At 45.9% G+C, this 19,821-nt stretch carries 20 protein-coding genes and 1 pseudogene; all 21 read left to right on the forward strand.

Annotated elements, in window-relative coordinates; translation table 11 throughout:
- The 21 genes and pseudogenes from ACTQX6_RS10205 to ACTQX6_RS10305 all read left to right on the forward strand — a co-directional run bounded on the left by ACTQX6_RS10205 (position 1) and on the right by ACTQX6_RS10305 (position 19,799).
- On the forward strand, positions 1 to 1,380 hold the full coding sequence (locus ACTQX6_RS10205) for a phage portal protein (RefSeq protein ID WP_441657479.1): 1,380 nt from the start codon (positions 1 to 3) through the stop codon (positions 1,378 to 1,380).
- Entirely contained in the window at positions 1,367 to 2,911 is a 1,545-nt protein-coding gene (locus ACTQX6_RS10210) for a minor capsid protein (protein ID WP_441657478.1), read from the forward strand. Before ACTQX6_RS10205 ends, ACTQX6_RS10210 begins: the two co-directional genes overlap by 14 nt.
- Positions 2,890 to 3,021 carry a hypothetical protein gene (locus tag ACTQX6_RS10215; protein ID WP_275056001.1) on the forward strand — a complete coding sequence of 44 codons (132 nt, stop codon included), beginning with the start codon at positions 2,890 to 2,892 and terminating at the stop codon, positions 3,019 to 3,021. The genes ACTQX6_RS10210 and ACTQX6_RS10215 overlap by 22 nt, the downstream gene beginning before the upstream one ends.
- A 51-nt stretch (positions 3,022 to 3,072) precedes the next feature.
- Positions 3,073 to 3,420, forward strand: coding sequence for a hypothetical protein (locus ACTQX6_RS10220; protein ID WP_441657477.1), 348 nt, complete (start codon positions 3,073 to 3,075; stop codon positions 3,418 to 3,420).
- On the forward strand, positions 3,417 to 3,713 hold the full coding sequence (locus ACTQX6_RS10225; RefSeq protein WP_441657476.1) for a ribosomal-processing cysteine protease Prp: 297 nt from the start codon (positions 3,417 to 3,419) through the stop codon (positions 3,711 to 3,713). The genes ACTQX6_RS10220 and ACTQX6_RS10225 overlap by 4 nt, the downstream gene beginning before the upstream one ends.
- A gap of 346 nt (positions 3,714 to 4,059) precedes the next feature.
- Entirely contained in the window at positions 4,060 to 4,731 is a 672-nt protein-coding gene (locus ACTQX6_RS10230; protein ID WP_441657475.1) for a DUF4355 domain-containing protein, read from the forward strand.
- Positions 4,732 to 4,744: 13 nt separating this feature from the next.
- Positions 4,745 to 5,653, forward strand: coding sequence for a hypothetical protein (locus tag ACTQX6_RS10235; protein WP_441657474.1), 909 nt, complete (start codon positions 4,745 to 4,747; stop codon positions 5,651 to 5,653).
- Between the two features lie 215 nt (positions 5,654 to 5,868).
- Positions 5,869 to 6,024: a hypothetical protein gene (locus ACTQX6_RS10240; protein ID WP_441657473.1), complete on the forward strand. Its 156-nt coding sequence runs from the start codon at positions 5,869 to 5,871 to the stop codon at positions 6,022 to 6,024.
- 13 nt (positions 6,025 to 6,037) lie between these two features.
- A complete protein-coding gene (locus ACTQX6_RS10245) occupies positions 6,038 to 6,358 on the forward strand; it encodes a phage head-tail connector protein (RefSeq protein ID WP_441657472.1) in 321 nt (106 codons plus the stop codon).
- A complete protein-coding gene (locus ACTQX6_RS10250; RefSeq protein ID WP_441657471.1) occupies positions 6,355 to 6,657 on the forward strand; it encodes a hypothetical protein in 303 nt (100 codons plus the stop codon). Before ACTQX6_RS10245 ends, ACTQX6_RS10250 begins: the two co-directional genes overlap by 4 nt.
- On the forward strand, positions 6,657 to 7,028 hold the full coding sequence (locus ACTQX6_RS10255) for an HK97-gp10 family putative phage morphogenesis protein (protein ID WP_441657470.1): 372 nt from the start codon (positions 6,657 to 6,659) through the stop codon (positions 7,026 to 7,028). Before ACTQX6_RS10250 ends, ACTQX6_RS10255 begins: the two co-directional genes overlap by 1 nt.
- A gap of 11 nt (positions 7,029 to 7,039) precedes the next feature.
- Complete coding sequence (locus tag ACTQX6_RS10260; protein WP_441657469.1) at positions 7,040 to 7,444, forward strand: hypothetical protein; 405 nt, start codon at positions 7,040 to 7,042, stop codon at positions 7,442 to 7,444.
- 3 nt (positions 7,445 to 7,447) lie between these two features.
- Positions 7,448 to 8,011, forward strand: a complete 564-nt coding sequence (locus ACTQX6_RS10265) for a phage major tail protein, TP901-1 family (RefSeq protein WP_441657468.1) — start codon at positions 7,448 to 7,450, stop codon at positions 8,009 to 8,011.
- Between the two features lie 65 nt (positions 8,012 to 8,076).
- On the forward strand, positions 8,077 to 8,448 hold the full coding sequence (locus ACTQX6_RS10270) for a tail assembly chaperone (protein ID WP_441657467.1): 372 nt from the start codon (positions 8,077 to 8,079) through the stop codon (positions 8,446 to 8,448).
- A 71-nt stretch (positions 8,449 to 8,519) separates the two neighbouring features.
- On the forward strand, positions 8,520 to 8,822 hold the full coding sequence (locus tag ACTQX6_RS10275; RefSeq protein WP_441657466.1) for a hypothetical protein: 303 nt from the start codon (positions 8,520 to 8,522) through the stop codon (positions 8,820 to 8,822).
- Positions 8,815 to 12,465, forward strand: a complete 3,651-nt coding sequence (locus ACTQX6_RS10280; RefSeq protein WP_441657465.1) for a tape measure protein — start codon at positions 8,815 to 8,817, stop codon at positions 12,463 to 12,465. The genes ACTQX6_RS10275 and ACTQX6_RS10280 overlap by 8 nt, the downstream gene beginning before the upstream one ends.
- 2 nt (positions 12,466 to 12,467) lie before the next feature.
- Positions 12,468 to 14,039, forward strand: a complete 1,572-nt coding sequence (locus ACTQX6_RS10285; RefSeq protein WP_441657464.1) for a distal tail protein Dit — start codon at positions 12,468 to 12,470, stop codon at positions 14,037 to 14,039.
- On the forward strand, positions 14,040 to 17,657 hold the full coding sequence (locus ACTQX6_RS10290) for a phage tail protein (RefSeq protein WP_441657463.1): 3,618 nt from the start codon (positions 14,040 to 14,042) through the stop codon (positions 17,655 to 17,657).
- Positions 17,658 to 17,985: 328 nt separating this feature from the next.
- A pseudogene (locus ACTQX6_RS10295) lies at positions 17,986 to 18,699 on the forward strand (DUF859 family phage minor structural protein); the annotation flags it as partial.
- A 324-nt stretch (positions 18,700 to 19,023) separates the two neighbouring features.
- Entirely contained in the window at positions 19,024 to 19,542 is a 519-nt protein-coding gene (locus ACTQX6_RS10300) for a phage baseplate protein (protein WP_441657718.1), read from the forward strand.
- Between the two features lie 2 nt (positions 19,543 to 19,544).
- Positions 19,545 to 19,799: a phage baseplate protein gene (locus tag ACTQX6_RS10305; RefSeq protein ID WP_441657462.1), complete on the forward strand. Its 255-nt coding sequence runs from the start codon at positions 19,545 to 19,547 to the stop codon at positions 19,797 to 19,799.
- Positions 19,800 to 19,821: the final 22 nt, after the last annotated feature.

A 19,821-nucleotide genomic window follows, 5' to 3' on the forward strand; every position in this document is an offset into this window, starting at 1 on the left:
ATGGACAAGCTCAAGAGCTACATCCAACCGGATGAGCTCATTACCTTACCGGATGACAAAGAGATGAGCATAGCAGTGCTGCAAGATCTGATTGCTGAACACCAAAAGCTGTGCGTCACGCGTTATGAAACGCTGCGAAAAGCGTACATCGGTGACTATCCGATTTTGCATCAGGAAGACAAAGAGAAGTACAAACCAGACAACCGAATCGTGGTCAACTTTGCCAAGTACATTGTTGACACCATGATCGGTTTTTTTATTGGTGTACCGATCAAAGTCAACTCGCAGGATGAGCGAGTGGCCGAGTATCTAAACTTGTTAGATCAGTACAATGACCAGGACGACAACAACGCCGAATTGGCAAGGATCTGTAGTATCTATGGCAAAGGCTATGAGGTGTATTACAACGATGAGAGTAGCCAGGTAGCTATTATGTATCTAAACCCACTTGAGGGGTTTATGGTTTACGATGAGACCGTGCAGCAGAATCCTCGATACTTTGTCAGTTACAAAGTGGATTCTGAGGGATTTACCCACGGTGAGGTCAGAGATGCCTCGAAAATCTACTTTTTTACGGATAAAGGAAATCTCCATTTTACGGAAGAGAAAGATCACGGCTTTAGCGATATTCCAGCAACGGAATTTATTGAAAATGAGGAACGTATGTCAATTTTTGAGCCGTGCTATTCGATGATCAATGCCTATAACAAGGCTATATCGGAAAAGGCTAACGATGTGGATTACTTTGCCGACGCCTATCTTAAGATCTTGGGGCCAAAACTAAGCGAGGAAGAATTGAAAAGTGTGCGAGACCACCGCATTATTAATCTCGAAAAAGACGATCTGTCCGGTGTAGAGGTGGACTTTTTGGACAAGCCGAATGCAGATACAACACAAGAAAACTTGATCAACCGATTGGAAAGATTGATTTTTCAAAACTCGATGGTGGCCAATATTAACGATGAAAATTTTGGTACATCGAGCGGTATCGCTCTTAAGTACAAATTGTTGTCCATGTCCAACCTGGCGAAGACGAAAGAACGAAAATTTGTATCCGGCATGAATCGCCGATACAAGGTCATCTTTAGCAACGCCATTAACAACATGGCAGCTGATGATTGGTTGAAAGTCGAATACAAATTCACGCAAAACTTCCCGGCCAATCTACAAGAAGAAGCACAGATAGCCCAGCAGTTGAGCGGTATTGTCAGTCAAGAGACACAGTTAAGCGTATTGTCGATTGTGAATGACGTGAAGGCAGAAATGGACAAGATTGAGGCCGAGGCGGAGCAGTCAGCACCGCCGGCATTGGATCAGATCTTTGCAACTCAAGAGCCAGAAACCAATGAGGATGAGGTAATCGAGGATGTCGCTGAATAGTGAGGACTACTGGCGCAAAAGGGAAGAAGAGCAACGTAAACAGGATATAAAAGACCTCAAGGAGTATCGGAAACACCTTGAGGGCATCTATAAGCGTACTCTTGCCGATGTATCCTCTCAGATACGGGCGTTTTATAACCAGTATGCGCAAAAGACAGGGATGACCTATGCAGAGGCCATGAAAAAGGCGGACAAACTGGATATTGAGGCGTTTGCAGAAAAAGCTAAACAGTATGTTAACGAAAAGGACTTTTCGCAAAAAGCCAACGAAGAGATGCGATTATACAACATGACCATGAAAGCCAACAGGCTTGAATTGCTAAAAGCGCAGATTGGTCTTGAACTCTGCAGTACGGCGGACGAGATCGACAAGTTTATGAAAGAGGAACTGCGAGGGCGAACTCTTGAAGAGATTGAGCGACAGGCCGGTATACTAGGTCAGTCACTAGTCAACAATAAAGAGTTTGCCAATGCCTTGATCAATGCATCATTCCACAATGCTACTTTTTCAGACCGTATCTGGGTCAATCAATCGGCTTTGCGTAATAACCTTGACAGCATCTTAAAAAATGCATTGATTCAGGGCCGGAATCCTCGTGATTTTATCCCAGAGTTGCGTAAGATCTTTGATGTATCGAGGTACCAGGCAGAGCGCCTACTGCGGACAGAGTTGGCAAGGGTGCAGACAGAGGCACAGATGCAGAGCTACAAGCGCAATGGATTTGCCCAGTACAAGTTTATGGCGCTTGGATCAGCTTGTGAAATATGTGCAGCCATCAACGGTGATGTGTTTGATGTAGAGGACGCTGAGCCTGGGCTAAACATGCCTCCGATGCATCCAAACTGTATGTGCAGCACAGCACCCTATGAGGACACGTCCGATTTTGACAATTGGCTGGACGGAATCGATGATCATGGGTTGACGTTTGATGAGTGGAGAAAAAGCGCAGTCAGTGAAAAAGGAAATTCGTACAGAACAGGTACTAATAGGGTTGATCTTGATTATATTAGATCCTCTTCGTATCGTCGCAAATTTAATCAGATAACGGATAACTCTAAAGTTAATAACGCTATTCGACAGTATGCAACAGCTTCGTTAGTTCACCGAAATGGAACCGACGGAGAAGATTTGTATATTGTGAATGCAAAAACAGGAGAGTTACTTCTAAGAAAAATTTCTTCAAAAAACGTGCTGGAAGTCAATGTAAAAAGGGAAGAAATCGCGAGTTTACTTAAAAATAAAATGAGTCTTATAGGGATTCACAACCACCCAACTAATATTCTTCCAACGGGGTCCGATTTTGCTGCGGCGGGATATAGAAATTATAAATTCGGTGTGGTAGTGACTCACGATGGAAGGGTATTTAAGTATTCTAGCGGAAATAGACCTTTTTTAGCCTCTTTATTAGATAACAGAATTGAAAAATATCAAGGAAAAGAGTACAATCTGTCTAAAGAGGAAGCACATATAAAAGCTTTAAACGAGTTTAGAAAGGAGTATGGAATAACATGGGAAGAGATAAAGAATTAGGATACTATGATGGACTCGTGTTTACTGGCCTTTCTTCGGAGGAGCTTGACAAAGAATACGAGAGATTAAAAAAAGAATCTGATAAGTTAACAGACTGGCCAGAGATGTAATTTTCATACCACCCATAAGGGTGGCTTTTTTATGCCCGAATGGAGGTAAACATGATTAAAAATAAAGTAAATATTCTGGGGGTTGATTATCGTATCCTAATAAGGCCTTATGACGATCCCGATCTATGCGAGGATGAGTCCCAAGCCGGCTTTTGTTGTCCTTACACAAAGGACATAGTCATATCCGACTTTGGTAACTGGACCAAAGAAGATGCTATCGAGCCAGCACAAAAGCAAGTGTTACGGCATGAAATCACGCACGCCTTTTTATTTGAGTCGGGTCTAGGGTACAACAGCAAAAAAGAGGAGGCCTGGTCAATGAACGAAGAAATGACGGACTGGATAGCCTGGAAAGGTCCTCAACTTTATGAAGCATGGAAAGAGGCGGGATGCTTATGATCCGTATCAGTATCCATCAGACAGACGAGGATTGTGAAATCACGATTGACGGTCATGCACAATACGCTGAGCCGGGAAAGGATATTGTCTGTAGCGCCATATCCACTTTGTTTGATACTTTGATGAGCGCCCTACAATTGTCCTCGTCGGAAGTGTACGAGTATGAGAACCCAGCAAAGGCTAGGATCAAGCGTGTCGATGAGTGGGCCGGTAGTTCGATCGATATTTTCCGGATCGGTGTAAGAGGCGTGGAGGCTCAGTATCCGGATTACGTGTCGGTGTCAGATTCGTAAGAAAATTAATTAAATTTCAAAGGATTTGAAGAATGTGCAATCATAGATGGACCGAAAATGTCCAAAAAATATTTTTTGACAAGAACAATCAATGCAGGACGGAAGTGAGAGTACGTACCTGCATTTTTTGCGGTAAAACAAAAAAGGAGTTGATCAGGGTGAAAGATCCACCTCATAGGGAACTGCCTAAGTTTATAAAACATGACCTGAGCGATATGTAGCTGGGTCTTTTTTTTATGCCTAGACGTGGATGGCTATAAAAGCTACGTGGTGACCTTAAGCTTGAGGTCCTTAATATCAAGCCGGAGTCGCATCTATTCACGACCATAAACAAGGAGGAAAAAACATGAAATCTACGAATAGAACCAAATTTTACAATTTTGCTTTGCGCAGGCCTTTTGATTTGCAGCGCTTCGCCGATGAGGGAGATGGAGGTGCTGATGGAGCTCCAAACGAGAGCAATCCAAACGAAGGAGATCCAGAAGATGGCCAAGCTGATCCACAGGATGACAGCAAAACTCCAAAGTACACAGAGGAAGACATGCAGAGAGCTTTGCGTCGCAAAGCTGCTGAGGTCAACAAAAAGCGCGACAAAGAAGAAAAAGATAAAAGCGAAGCTGAACGTTTGAAAAATATGTCCGACGAGGAGAAACGTGCTCATGAGTTTAAAGAGATGCAGAAAGAATTGGCAGCCCTCAAAAATGAGAGAGCGCTTGGTGAGATGGCTAAAACTGCAAGGGGCTTATTAGCTGACAGACACATCAACGTTAGCGATGACCTGATCAAGAACTTAATCAGCACCGATGCAGAAGCCACAAAAAATGCGGTGGACTCTTTTGCAGCTGCCTTTGAAAAAGCGGTACAGGACGCTGTAGCTGAACGCTTAAAGGGAAAGGCACCAACTGCCGGAAGCACCAATAAAAAGATCACAAAAGAAGAGATCTTGAAAGTGCAGAACAGACGTGAACGTCAGCGCTTGATTACGGAAAATATGGATCTATTCAAAACGCAGAAATAAGGAGGAAAAGAATATGCGATATTTAAAGAGACAGTTACGTAAATTTAACCTGCAGCGTTTTGCTGCACCAACCGGTACTATCGTTACTACCGATTTAGAGCCGGCTATTTCTATTGACTTTGCCAGCCGTTTGGCATCTAACATCACAGAGTTACAGCAGGTCTTGGGAATCACAGAAATGATTCCAATGGCAAACGGTACCTCTATTAAGATCTACAAGATGACACAGGAAAGCACTCCTGCACAGGTTGCTGAGGGCGAAACAATCAATCTGACTAAGATCAATCAGAAAGTTGCCAAAACTATTGATTTGACTTTGAAAAAATTCCGTAAGGCTACAACTGCCGAAGCTATTCAGCGCTCTGGTCGCTCTTTGGCTGTTAACAAAACAGATGAAAAACTGTTATCTGGTATCCAGGGTGGAATTAAGAAAGACTTCTATGATTTGTTAGCTACGGGTACAGGTACGGCATCCGGTACTAACTTGCAGACTACATTAAGTGCCGCATGGGGAGCCTTGAAAAAGTTCTACGTTGATCAGGACGCTACACCGATCTATTTCGTGTCCAGCGATGATGTGGCTGACTACTTAGGTACGGCCCCAATCACTTTACAGACCGCTTTTGGTATGTCCTACATTGAGGATTTCTTAGGGTTGGGTACTGTAGTTGTTACCCCATCTTTGACTAAAGGTAAATTGATTGCCACGGCAAAAGAAAACTTAAACGGTGCTTATGTACCGGCCTCTTCCGGTGATGTAGCACAATCTTTCAATTTGACAGGAGATACTACAGGTATGGTTGGTATGACGCACTATGTTGTAGGATCTAACGCCACGGTTGAGACATTGGCCATGACTGGTGTTGTATTCTTCCCAGAACTGTTAGACGGTGTCATAGTAGGTACAATCTCGGGGGAATAATCGGGTCTGACGTATTAACGATCCCTACACAGGGTCAGACCCTATATGGAAAGCGAGTAAGCTCGCTGATCGGGGATGATGTTAAGGTACTTGCTGATGGTACGGTAACCGGTACCTTAAAGCATGTTACCGATTATACACAGTTCAACGAGACGGTACCGGCCGAACAGGAAGGCTATTTCTTCCCATTCAAATTGACTAAGACTGGTACCAAAATGACCTTTAAAAAGAACGGAGAAGAAACGAAAAAAGACATCGCATGGGAAGCCATGAACGTCTTTAGAGTGACTAAAACCGACACCTTTGAGGTCATCGTTGATGGTGAGTCTTTTGTAACCTTTAACTTTGCCAAAGCCTCGTTTGCTGAGTAAGGAGTGATATCGTATGGCGGTAATTGACGATATTAAATCCATGCTTGGACTGACCAAGGACTCCACTCAGTTGAGTACGATCATTACGCTTACAGAGAGCCGTTTAAAGGCTCTCTTAGGCGTTGATGTTGTACCACAAGAACTAGAGTATATCGAGGTCGAGATTGCCGTCAGACGGTACAACCGTATCGGCTCAGAGGGCGCTACCTCACACTCCGTAGAGGGAGAGTCCTGGTCTTTTAAGGACAACGATTTTGCCGATTTTGCCGACGACATCCAGGCATGGCGGGATAAACAGGCCAATGAGTCAAAAGGTAGGATACGTTTTTTATGAGATACGATACACCTGTTTTTTTTCGTGCCGTTACGCCTGGTGACTATGATGAGTCAACGGGAAATTATGGAGAGGATGTTGTATCCGAAACAATGGTCATGGCCTCTGTCATGGATACGCAGACCGAAACGATGAAGCTTGTTTATGGTGACATTCGGCAAGGATCACTGACCTTGACGATCCAAAACCACTATGATCAGACCTTTGACAATATCTGTGTGGGCGACAAGGTCTATCGGGTGGATCGTACAAGACATTTGAGAGTCAAACAGTCATTTATCGTATCGGAGGTGCAGTGATGGCAATCAGTGTAAAGGTTAAGGGCTTGGACAAGCTGGAAAAGCGCCTTAAAAAGAACGCAAGCCTTAATGATGTCAAAACAGTGGTAAGCAAGCACGGCACGCAGATGCAACAAAAAATGGTGCAAAATGCTGATTTCCACGGGCATTACGAGGGCAAGAAGTTCGTAAAGCCCACCGGTGCTACCCGTAGAAGTATCCACGGTGAGAAAATACAGGGAGGCTTTGGATACGAGGCAGGGCCGACTACACATTACTCTCCATATTTGGAGTTTGGTACTCGGTTTATGGAGTCGCAGCCATTTGTAAAACCGGCTTTTGAGGCACAGAAAAAAGATTTTAAGAGAGATCTAAAAAAACTCACAAAGTGAGGTGGTACTAGATGGATCCGCAACAGGAGCTATTTACGACCTTATTGGTCGAACTGAAAAAACTAGGGTATGACGTTTATGACGGTGCGTTGCCGCCTGCAGATACGCCATACCCTTTTGTGTATTTGGCAGATAGCCAAATGACCGATGACTTAGGCATTAAAAATGCGGTGCTAGCCGATGTCACGCAAACGATTCACGTGTGGCATAACAATGCCCGGCAGAGAGGTACGGTGTCCAAAATGCTACTCGATATTAAGCGAGTGGCTTTTAAGATTACAGACACCAAATCCTACAGTTGGATGTTGACTACGTCCAGTCAGAGGATCTTAAACGATGACACGACTAACACCCCATTACTGCATGGAGTCATTGATTTTACGTACAAAATGACAGGACAAAAAAAGGAGGTCTAAGACATGTACAAAAAAATAGATTTGCACGCCCTAAAATTACGTCCTTTCCAGCTGCAGCAGTTTGCAGAGGCCGTACAGGGTAAGCAGTTAGTATATTTGTTTAGAGTGTTGAGCAAAGCGTCTTCCAATGCAGCTACGCTGTTGATGTTTGCCACGGAAAACGAACGCACCAAATCAAAGGACGCCGATTCTACAGCCACTAAATCCGGATCTATCCGTACTCCGGGGGTAGCGGAAGAAGAAATCACATCCACGTCTATCCTATCTAAGGGGGATACGATCCTGGCCGAACTGGAAAAAGCGATGGATGATGATGAGCTGGTAGAGTGCTGGGAAGTCAACCGTGCAGAACCTGGCACATCACCAAACGAAGGCAAGTATAAAGCGAAATACTACCAGGGATATATCACAGAGGTTACTTACTCATCCAGCGCCGAAGATATGGTCGAAGTATCTCTGACTTACGGCGCCAACGGAAAGGGAGCTGACGGATATGCTACCCTGTCTGCAGAACAGGAAGAAGCGGCTGACGTTGTATTTAAAGATACAACACAGGCAGGAGCTTAATAATCAGAATCAAGCGGGAGTCCTTAACCGGGGCTCCCAAAATTTTTGTATGTAAGGAGGAAAACATGAAAGCAATTGAATTAACCATCAATGGTGAGGTCTATAAACTGGTTGCCGGCTTTGGCTTTTTAAGAGAGATCAATAGCAAAGCTAAAGTGCTGTTAGATGATATCAAACAGGAAAAAAAGGTCGGTATGACTCTTTATTTTGCCAATCTGATCGAGGGCGATGTGGAGGCTTTGGCTGATGTCATCGATATGCTCAATAAAGGTCAGACACCACGTCTGAAAAGAGCAGATATCGAGGATTATATTGCCGATGATGATACGGATATCGATGCCTTGTTTAAAACGGTGATCGATTTTTTATCACAAGCAAATGTGTCCAAAAAAATAATGATGACAGTAAAGGGCACAGTGGACAAATCCAATCAGTAGATTTTGACGAGACCTATAAAATGATCGCCTTAAACTGTTTCCGGTACCTCAATTTTAGGAGTCTTGACGAGGTGGATCAACTCACCATCCCGGAGTACAACCTGCTGATGCAGGCGGTTGAATTAAAAGCCGTGGATGATGCGTATCTGATTCACTTACAGGCTTTTAAAAACTTTGAGGTACAGGCGACTAAAAAAAGCGGTAAGAGAAGACGTCCTGTCTATGACCGGTTTAGCAAATTCTTCGACTATGACCGGGCGGTCCGAGAAGTCTTGCATCCAACCGCAAAAATTGAAAATGAAACGAACAAGGGTCTCTCTAGGTTGAGGGACTTTTTAATACGTAAAAAGAAAGAAGGTGAAGGCAATGGCTGAAAAGTTTAGCATTAGCGCAATATTGAGCGCTACCGATAAAAATATGTCATCCACCTTTAAAAGAGCGATGGGTGTCGCCGAAACCTTTGGCGACAGGGTCAAGTCGATCGTAGCCGGCGTCGGCGTAACAAAAGCATTAGGCGCGGCCATGAACACATTGACAACATCCCTAGATGGGGCCATCACCCGATTTGACACTTTGCACACGTACCCGAAAATTATGAAAAGCTTGGGCTTTTCGTTTGAGGATGCGCAAGGATCCGTATCTAAATTAAATGCGGCAGTACAGGGATTGCCTACCTCGCTTGCCGATATTGTAAAAAGTGCCCAATCGTTAACGGCAGTCACCGGCAATATGGATAAAGCGACCGACACAGCGATTGCCTTAAATGATGCCCTCCTGGCATCCAGTGCATCCACCGAGGATGTCACCCGAGCGCAGCAGCAGTACTCACAAATGCTGGCCGTCGGAAAAGTAGACCTCGAATCCTGGCGTACTCTGCAGGAGACCATGTCTCCGGCCTTAACTAAAGTCGCTAAAAAACTGGGTATCGCGAGTGGGAATACTCTGAAACTGTATGACGCCATGAAAGAGGGAGATATCACCTTTGATCAGTTTAACAAGGCACTGATCGAGTGCGACAAAGAGGCTGGCGGATTTGCGGAGACTGCCAAAGATGCCAGTAAGACGATACGGACAGGCTTTACCAACATCAAGTCGGCGGTCGAAAACTTTGAGATGGCTGTCATTGGGGCCGTGGATAATATCGTTAACTCCAAAGGTTTTGGCGGTATCGTAGACGTTTTAGACAACATCAAGACGGCTATCTACAATGTCCGTGGAGCGTTTATGGAATCGTCTAACGGAATCGACTACGTGTTTAAACCGGATGTCCTAAAAAAAATCGAGGATGTATTTGAGCGTATCGGTACAGTCGTGTCCAAGATGATGGACGGCTTTGAAAAATCAGGAGCTATCACATCAACCGCAAGAGCCATAGGTGTCTGTAGCATGGTATTTGGTCGCTTTATAGACGTAGTTACCAAATCTAATGCTTTTAGGACAGTGGCCTATGTATTTGGTCAAATCCATGATGCGATTATGGAGGTATCTACTGATATCGCGCTGATTATTAACAAGTTTGTTAATTTAGAGACTATAAATGATGTCTGCAAAGAGATCAACACCTCAGTCCGTAAATTAAAAACTGCCGTATTGGGTGCTTGGGACGCCTTTAAAGAGACGGGCGTCATCGAAACAGCGGTCGATACACTTACCAAACTCAAAAGCGCCATCAAAAACGTAGTCGATGCGGTATCGGAGTCGGGAGCCATTGAGCAGTTTGGTAACTTTTTAGGTAATTTAGGTACACAGCTCTCTCTGGTCATCGGTAAGATAGCGGACTTTATTTCGAGCCTTGATCCTGAGGTGATCAAGACCTTTACCAGAGTCATCGAAAAACTGTTTGAGGCTTACGTAGGTTACAAGCTGATCAAACCTGCGATTGACAAGGTCAAGAGTTTTGGCAGTACGGCCAAAGGTGCTATCGATGGTGTCAAAGGTTTGTGCAGCAACGTTAAAAAGCTTTGGGACTCTATCAAAGAGGGTAACGGTTTAAAAGACAGTCTAAAAAAGATTTTTGGCAAACAGGATCAGCCGGAATTACCAGAACAAACCGGTGGTGGCGGCAATGGTGGTGCGAACGCCATCAAGGCCAAATGGGAAGGTATCGCCAACACCGTTGAAAAGGCAGGATCCAGTATCCGGCAAGCTCTGAATGGTATCGCTGATATCGTTAAATCTGTAGGCACCGCCATTGCCGATGCTGCTAAAGGTATCGGTGAGGGTATCAAGTCAGCCCTTGAGGGTGTTGGTACCGTAATCGAGTCCATTGGTACAGCTATCAAATCTGTACTAGAGGGCTTATCACCTGTCATCGAATCCTTAGGTACTGCCTTAGCTACTCTAGCCAAAGGTATTGGCGAGGGTATTGCAATTGCCCTAAGAGGTCTAGGTAGTGCATTGGCCATGATCCCTCCAACGACCTGGCTGGCTATTGGCGCAGCTGCCTTAATGTTTGGTGCGGCACTCGCCTTAGTTGGCTCTCAAGGTGAGGGGCTGCAGATGGTACTTAATGGCGTAGCTAACGTGATCAGTTCGGTAGCGCCGATCGTACAGATTGTAGTCAACGGTATCGTCAGCGCACTGAGCTTACTGCCGGGCATTTTTGAGTCGGTGGGGAACGCCGTTAAAACTGCCTGTTCAGGCATCTCTGAGGTAGTTACATCTTTAGGTACGGCCGTCAGTGACGTTGTAACAAGCGTAACAGACGGTATGTCCAAAATTATTGACTCTATTGGTAATGCCATTAGTGGTGTACTTGACTCCTTGGCCAACATCATCGACTCGATCGGTGAGGCGGCGCTCAATGCCGGTAAAGGTTTTAACGAGCTGTCAAAGGGTGTAGAGCGTATTACCAAGCTTAACCTGTTTGATATGGCGGCATCAGTAGGAGCGGTTGTATTAGCCTTAGGTGGTGTAACAGCCTTATCCGGTGGACTTGCCGAGGCCGGAACGGGAATGAAACAATTTGCGGACGGAATCAAGCAAGTGAGCAAAAATGGTACAGTGGCAGCTACCGCATTGACAACGATCAACGCAGCGGTCACTCCATTATCCACAACCTTACCGCAGTTAGGTCCTCAGCTGACAAACGTCAGTGAGCAGATCAAGACATTTGCGGATAACGCCATGCAGGCATTTACGACATTGGCGGCATCTACAGTAAGCTGTATGACCTTTACGATGACAATGGCGATGCTTAACGCATCCGTACAGCAGGTTACCGCAGTATTTACGGGCTACATGCTTGTGATCACAGGCGCAGTGGCCGCATTCGCCGGTCTTGCGTCCGGTGCACAGTCGGCGCAGTCCGCTATCAGTGGATTGACAGGTGTAGCAAGCTCTGTCGGCTCCGCATTGAGCTCTCTTGGCGCAGTAGGTAGCTCCGCCATGCAATCACTCGTGAGCTCATTTAGAGAGGCACAGGGCGAGGCTGAGAGCGCCGGTAAAGCGATCGGTACAAACTTTACAAAGAGCGTACAGTCCGGTTTAAAGCAGTTACCGACAATCGCACAGTCGGCGGTAAGCTCAATGATCAGTGTCCTCAACAGCGCACAATCCGCAGCCTACAGCTCCGGTGCATATATTGGTATCGGATTGGCCAACGGTATGCGCTCTCAGCTGGGTACGGTCAGAGCTGTTGCTGCACAGTTAGCAGCGGCCGCGGATGAGGCTATCCGTGCCAAAGCCAAGATCGGATCACCGTCAAAAGTCGCTGATAAAAATGGTATGTGGATCGGGCAAGGTTTGGTCAATGGTATCGAGGGTATGTACGGTAAGGTGCGTCAAGCGGCTTATGGACTGTTTGATATACCGCAGTTGTCCAATCCAAAGCTCGCCTTTGCCGGTGTCAACGCATCTTTAAGTGATGACTACAGTTATTACCATGATGTGCACTACACCATCGAGGTACCATTAGACGTCAATGGACGTGAGTTTGCTAAAGCCACATATGATGACTTTGATAAAGAGGGTTCTGCAAGAGCCAAGATAAAAGATCGTATAAAGGGGGTTAGATAGTCATGTACAACTTTGTAGATACCACTACAGGCCCGGCCGGCGGTAAGGCACTGCCGGCCGAGGCCATGAAGTATAACGGTGTGTATTTAGAGGATGAGATACCTGGCTATCAAACCCTCTATGTATCCGGACGAGAGCTCATGGAGTCGGAGGTTCAAGAAAAGGAAATCACGGGAATTGATGGGTCTGTCTATTACGGCAAGACCTATCCACCCCGTACCATTACCATTGGCTATCAATTGATTGCTAAAGACAACGCAGCCTTTCGATCGGCCTTTAACAAGATGAATCAGATCCTATCGGCTGAACAGGTGCAGATCATTTTTGCTGACGAAACCGACAAATACTTTATTGGTACCAAGGTCGGCAATGAAACTCCTGATCCGGGGATAAACGCCATTGTCAGCGAGTTTGAGATCTACTGCCCCGATCCTCGTAAATATGCGACTACGCTTAAAGAGTTTACGGCAAGTCGCAATGAGGAGGGTATCCTGGAGGCCACGATCGATAATGATGGATCTATGCCTGCCTGTATCGATTACGAAATCATCAACCGGCAGGACAACGGCTATATTGGCATTGTGGCCGAATCGGGCGTTATGGAGTTTGGCAAAAGGGAAGAAGTCGATGGGGAAACGTACAAGCAGAATGAAACACTGCTACACCTCTCTGATTTTATCTCTGCACCCGATGATGTAGGCGGTCATGATGCCATGCATCCGCTTTATGGTACGGATGGCACACTGACCACAAAGACATGGTTTGGTACACAGTTTCTAACGCTGGGCACACCTGGTACGATCAAAGGCGATGCCAATGGTGGATTGCGTACTATCACCATACCGGTTGACTCCGAAGGAGCGGCCGGCTGTAAAAACTTTTACGCCTATTTCCACCTCATTTTTTACGCTGGACTAATGGGTCAAACCGGTGAGATGTCCATTAGCTTTTTGACAGAGGATGACGAGCTGATCTGTGGGGTCAATTGGAATAAAACGGATGTGTCCGGGAATACGGCTCACTATGATCTAGTCGTCCACAACCCCGATGCCAAGCCAACAGATAAAATGGCTGGTAAAGTGGTTAAAACCTATGACTACACAACCAGTCATCTACAGACACAAAACCCGTGGTACTGGGATTGGGGCCACTGCGACATCAAAAAAGAGGGTAGCAAGATCCAATTTTTCTATTGGGGCGGCTATCCTGCCTACAACGTGCCGGAAGTTGAGAATATGGTATGCAAAAAGATCCAGATTGCTTGTAAGCAATGGGGCAACCGTAGCGGCAGCCAACTGTTGACGTACTTTGGATTTGACGTCTTTAATTTCCAAAAACTCAACGTTGAAAAATGGCGGGACGTACCGAACCGTTACAGTGCCGGTTCAACGGTCACGATTGACGGAGAGTACGCCAAGATCTACGTGAACAATATGCCAAAACAGGATGATGAGATCGTGGGCACCCAATACTTTAAAGCGCCGCCGGGTCAATCCAAAGTGCGCTTTTATATGTCGTCTTGGGTGACGCAAGATCCAACAATCACGGTACGTATCAGGGAGGCATGGTTGTAAATGGAAAATGTACGAATTGCTATATTGAGCGCAGATGATACCGTCTGCGCTTTTTTAGATAACAGTGTGGATAAATGCGCACCGTACTGGGACGACGTACTGCATACCTATTTACAAGGATCCCAGTACACCTTTGAGCTGCGCACTTTGGCGGATCATGAGGATGCACAGTTTATCGTTGAGGGTAATCACTGTAGTTTCCGTTACAAAAACCATGACTATTACTGCACTATCGTCCATGTCGAAAAGTCGGAACATGAGATCTATATGCAGGCATACGGACTGACGCTAGAATTAACCAACGAAACAGTCGACAGCTTTAGTGGTACATCGTTAAGCATTGTGCAATATATCCAGCATTATCAATTTGAAAACACGTTTGTCATCGGTGTTAACGAGGTATCGGATAAACGCATCTCTCATGAGTGGACAGGTCAGGAAACGATCCTTGCCCGAATGTTTAGTACAGCCAATGTATTTGATGCCGAGTTGGAGTTTATTACGGAGTTAAACGATGATTACAGCCTTAAACAGATCAAGCTCAATATCTATCGCAAACACAGTGATGACTACCAGGGTATCGGTGAAGATAAGAGCGGTACGATCATCTGTTATGGACAGGGTATTGAGGGTATTACCAAAACGTCTGACATTACAGAGCTTTATACAGCCATAAGGCCAACCGGTACAGACGGATTAACGCTGACGGGAATGGGCGAAAAGAAGGAATATGATGCTGACGGAAACCTCGAATTTTGGCATGAGGCCAATGGGCGGGATATTCGGGCCATGCAGTCCAGAGAGCGTTTCCCAAGCCTTGCTATGGGTGCGGACAATGACCGATGGATAGCCTATATGTGGACTATGGAGACGGACAACGTCAATATGCTGTACGGCAGGGCACTAGCGGAATTGCGAAAGAATTGTGTGCCGAAAAACTCCTATGACGTACAGGGCTATATCGACGGTAATATCGGTGATACCTACACGATCGAGGATGCCGAGTTTAAGCCGGTCTTATATCTACAGGCACGAATCGTTGAGCAACAGATCTGCTTTACAGATCGTACCAAATGCTCAACGGTCTTAGATAATTTTACCGAAATCGAGAGTCAGATCAGCGGTGATCTCTTAACACAGATGCAAGAGATGATCAACGCCAACAAGACCTATCAGCTTGTTGTGTCATCCAGTAACGGTCTGATCTTGCCAGAGGGTGTAGATCATACCGTATTGACCGCATATGTCCGTGATAAGTCACAGGACGTAACGAGTAACTTTACCGTGAACTGGTACAAAAACAGTGCCTTAGTTTATACGGGTACATCACTCAGCGTATCTCGTGACAGTTTAAACCCAAGTGCGGTGTATCGAATCGTAGCGGTCGATGCTAATGGGCAAACAAGAGCCATGACGGAGATTACATTGGCGGCCGTGACCGATGGTACGTCCATTACGATCACTAACCAGGTCATCACGTACCAGGTGTCCGATAGTGGCACGTCTATCCCAACCGGAGAGTGGCTCACTGAGATCCCGGAGGTGCAACCGGGTGAGTACCTATGGGTACGGACAGTCATTACCTACAGTGACGGTACCAGTGTGACACAACACTCCGTATCACGTAATGGGGTCGATGGATCTGACGGACAGGACGGTACAAGTGTAACCATCATATCAACGTCAGTTGTTTATCAAGCTCATACGTCCGGCATTGTCGCACCAACTGGCCAATGGTTAGAGTCACCGCCTAATATCGCTCCGGGAATGTTTTTATGGACTCGTACAACCGTAGTCTATAGTGACGGAAAAGAAACAGTATCATATAGCGTATCGAGGAGTGGCACAGATGGACAGGATGGCCAAGACGGTACATCGATTACGATTACTTCGACCTCTGTTACTTACCAGGTATCCACAAGTGGTACGACCGTACCTAGTGGTACATGGTCATCAAGCATACCGACAGTATCCGCCGGTCAATACTTATGGACTCGTACCATCGTTAATTACTCCGATGGCAAGTCCACAACGTCTTACTCGGTGTCGAGATTTGGAGTCGATGGTGCTGATGCCGATCAGCCATTGCGGCTGATCATCGAGTCCTCTGCCGGACAGATCTTTAAAAACAGTGGTATCGCTACCACATTGAGGGCAAGAGTATACCAGGGCAATGACGAGCTGACACAGGCCGAGTTTGAAAAATATGGGGTTGTAAAATGGTATCGTAACAGTGAAACATCTGCGATATCATTGGGCGCCACGAGAGTGATTAGTGAGGGGTCGGAAGAAAGTACTGTTACTTATCGTGCGCAATTGGAAGGTGCCGAAGTACCAGCAGGTCGAAATTTACTCTTGAATACTAATCAGGGCAAAACGGGATGGTGGTGGAATACCAACTCCGGTACCGTCAGTATCACAGATGAGGTGGAAAAGGGTGTAAACATTACAAACTTTGCAAAAACAGGAGACCCCGGAATGTGGAACGCCGTACAGTATCGCGGTGGTATTGCTTTCTCGGAGATCAAACCCGGTACGGCTTATACCCTGTCTTTCTACCTAAGGGACAATTTGCGAGATTTAAACAAGAGTCTGAACGTATTTATCATGCAATCAAATGGGGCTAACAGAATGACCAAAAATCCTACACCGCTAATAGTACAGGCCAAAAAAGGAGACTGGCTCTACGCCCAGACGACACTTTACACAAATGATACTTTACCAACGCAAATCGGGAGTCAACAGCTGTATTTTAGCGGCTTCGGCGATACGGACGTATCTTACTCGATTAAGGATCTAAAGCTGGAGTCGGGCATAGAAGCTACACCGTGGACTCCCGCGCCGGAGGATGGAATTGATCTACCGACTAAGATATTAGCCTTTGACGTCATTACTCTCGCTACCGTAACCGATGTACAGGGTATCTACCGCTTTTATCAGTTAGCCACAAGTATGCCGACCAAACCGACGACTTACCCACCAGCGAGTCCGTGGATGGATGAGATGCCAGGATATCAGTTGGGTAATCAGGACAGCTTATATTTTGTCGATGTTACCGTCTTTAATGATTTGACCTATCAGTATGGCGAGGTGCAGTTATCGACCGATTACGAGGCCGTCAAGGCTACATACGCCGATGCCTTGCAGCAGATTGCCAATGCGGAAAAGCAGATGCAATCCGAGATCCAAAAGACGAACGAGTCCATCCGTGCCGAGGTATCGGAGGACTACTACAAAAAAGATCAGACGGACGACCTGTTAGGTACGATCTCAACGGCTTTGGAACAGACCAAAGACAGCTTTACCATGCAGTTTAACAGCTTTCAGGCGGATCTAAATAGTGTCAACGCTGATAACTCGGCCAAGTTTCAGGAGTTGTATCAATATATAAGGTTTAAAGGTGGCTCGATTGAATTGGGCGAGGCGGGTAATACGATCACCCTGACTATCGAAAATGACCGCATATCTTTTAAACAGGCAGGGCAAGAGATTGCCTATATGTCAAATAACCAACTTTATATTACCGATGCCAATATCGTTACGAGTTTGCGCGTCGGTAATTTTATTTTCAGCCCGCGACCAAACGGGTCGCTAGATTTTAAAAAGGTAGGTGCATAGTATGTCAGTTACACAGACTACGATTAACATACCTTACTGGTTGACCAATGGCCCCGGTTGGCAGACGTCCAATCAGGGGTCATGTCGAGTGACCGTAACGCGTAATTATGGCAATGATAAAGCGCGGATTGAAACGTACTGGGGCTACTGCTCTCCCGGTGGATCACAGGCGGCTGTTAACTGTATCATCAATGTAAATGGCACGGTCCGTAATGAGCAACTATTTGGACCGACTGTCCACAATGCCGGAGCCTGGTACTACGCCAACGGTACAGGTTTTGATGTACCTGTATCGGATAGTGCCGGGTCGCTAAATATTACGGTGTACATGATTGTCAATGCCGGATCAAGTGGGCAGCAGTCAAGTAGTCCAAGCGCATCTCTAAGTTATGACTCACGTGGCGAGACCACACCGTCAGTCGATAAGACAGAGGCGGATATCGGTACGTCGGTCACGATTACGACCAACCCTTATGTATCAACATTTAGTCATAAGCTGTATTACTCGACCGATGGCGGTAAGACAAAGACGTTGATTGGTACAGTACCAGCGCAGGACACGGAAACATCGTGGACGATACCAACGTCATTGGCCTCGCAGATACCAAATGATACGTCCCTGTTGATCACGATTGTTTGTGAGACTTACAATGGCTCATCTAAGGTCGGCGGCGACAAGACCTGTACCTTAACAGCGACAGTACCATCGACCTACAAGCCATCGATATCAAGTGTATCGATCAGTGAGGCTACAGCTGGTCTAGCCAGTCAATTTGGAGTCTATGTCCAAACCAAATCAACGCTTAAGATAGTAACCGATGCAAGTGGATCTAACGGATCTACAATCAAGAGTGTCAGTATATCGTGCGATGGATTTACCTATTCGGGCACGACCGTTACAACCGGTACTTTGGCCACATCCGGTAACATATCTATTGTAGTTACCGCGACCGATAGTCGAGGCCGCACGGCGAGCACAACTAAAACCATCAATGTAGTAGCGTATAGCGCTCCTGCCATCACGCAGTCAACCGTTACCAGGGCCAACAGCTCTGGTACTGCCAGTGATGAGGGTACCTATGCGCTTTTTAATTACGCGTATAGTATCACTAACGTTAACAATCGTAATACACATACGTTTCAAATCCAGTACAAAAGTGGCACGTCTTGGGTTACGCTTGTCACCTATACTGATTACGTTAAAAGTGGTAAGTATCTATCGACAAGGACGTTTGACGTCAACAGTGCCTTTGAGTTTAGGTTTGTCGTCACCGATTATTTTGGATCGTACACAATTGAGAAATCTATCGATATCAGTTTTGCCCTCATGAACTTTGGAGCCAATGGCCACTCGATGGCCGTCGGTATGCAGAGTCCTAATGACAGTTACTTTGACCTTAACTTACCAGCTCGAATCCGACAGGCCATCAATATGATGGGTAATTTGACACTAGGTACGTTGGCCAAACAGGCCATTGGTAAGTTTATTTACCCGGTTGGCTCGGTCATCAGTAACACGACCGGTACCAATCCAGGTACGCAGTTTGGTGGTACTTGGGAGCCATTCGCGCCGGGCCGAGTTTTGATTGGTGCGGGCACCGGAAATGATGGTAGTACAAGTATGACTTTTACTGCTCTCGGAACGTATGGAGAGTACTATCATAAATTGAACACAAATGAGATACCTGCACATGCTCATGGGGCTGTATATCAAAATGGTATTGATGGTGGGCAAGGAACAGAGTATGACAAGTTGCCATTTGTTAGAGCGGGTGGTCAAACACCTGGCTCTAAGTATTGTGAAACCAAAACAATCGGAGGCGGTCAATCACATAACAACCTACCTCCGGCTACGGGAGTGTACTATTGGCGGCGTACTGCGTAAGTATGACTTTTACTGCTTCGTCAAAGGGCGGCGAGTACAATCATGCTATTACCATCGACGAAATGCCATCGCATAAACATGATATATCCGCACCTATTGCATCGACCTGGACTAATGCTGGCGGAAATAGTATCCAGGGGAGTAGCCAGAGCCAAAACCCATATAACTTTAGTTGGTGTAAAGAGGCTGGTGGTAATAAACCCCATAACAACCTACCCCCTTATCAGGCCATATACTATTGGCATCGTGTTAGCTAGTACGGTGCCAATAATAAACGAC

It is taken from the genome of Faecalicoccus sp. LCP19S3_E2, from assembly GCF_052121255.1.
Lineage (GTDB): Bacteria > Bacillota_I > Bacilli_A > Erysipelotrichales > Erysipelotrichaceae > Faecalicoccus.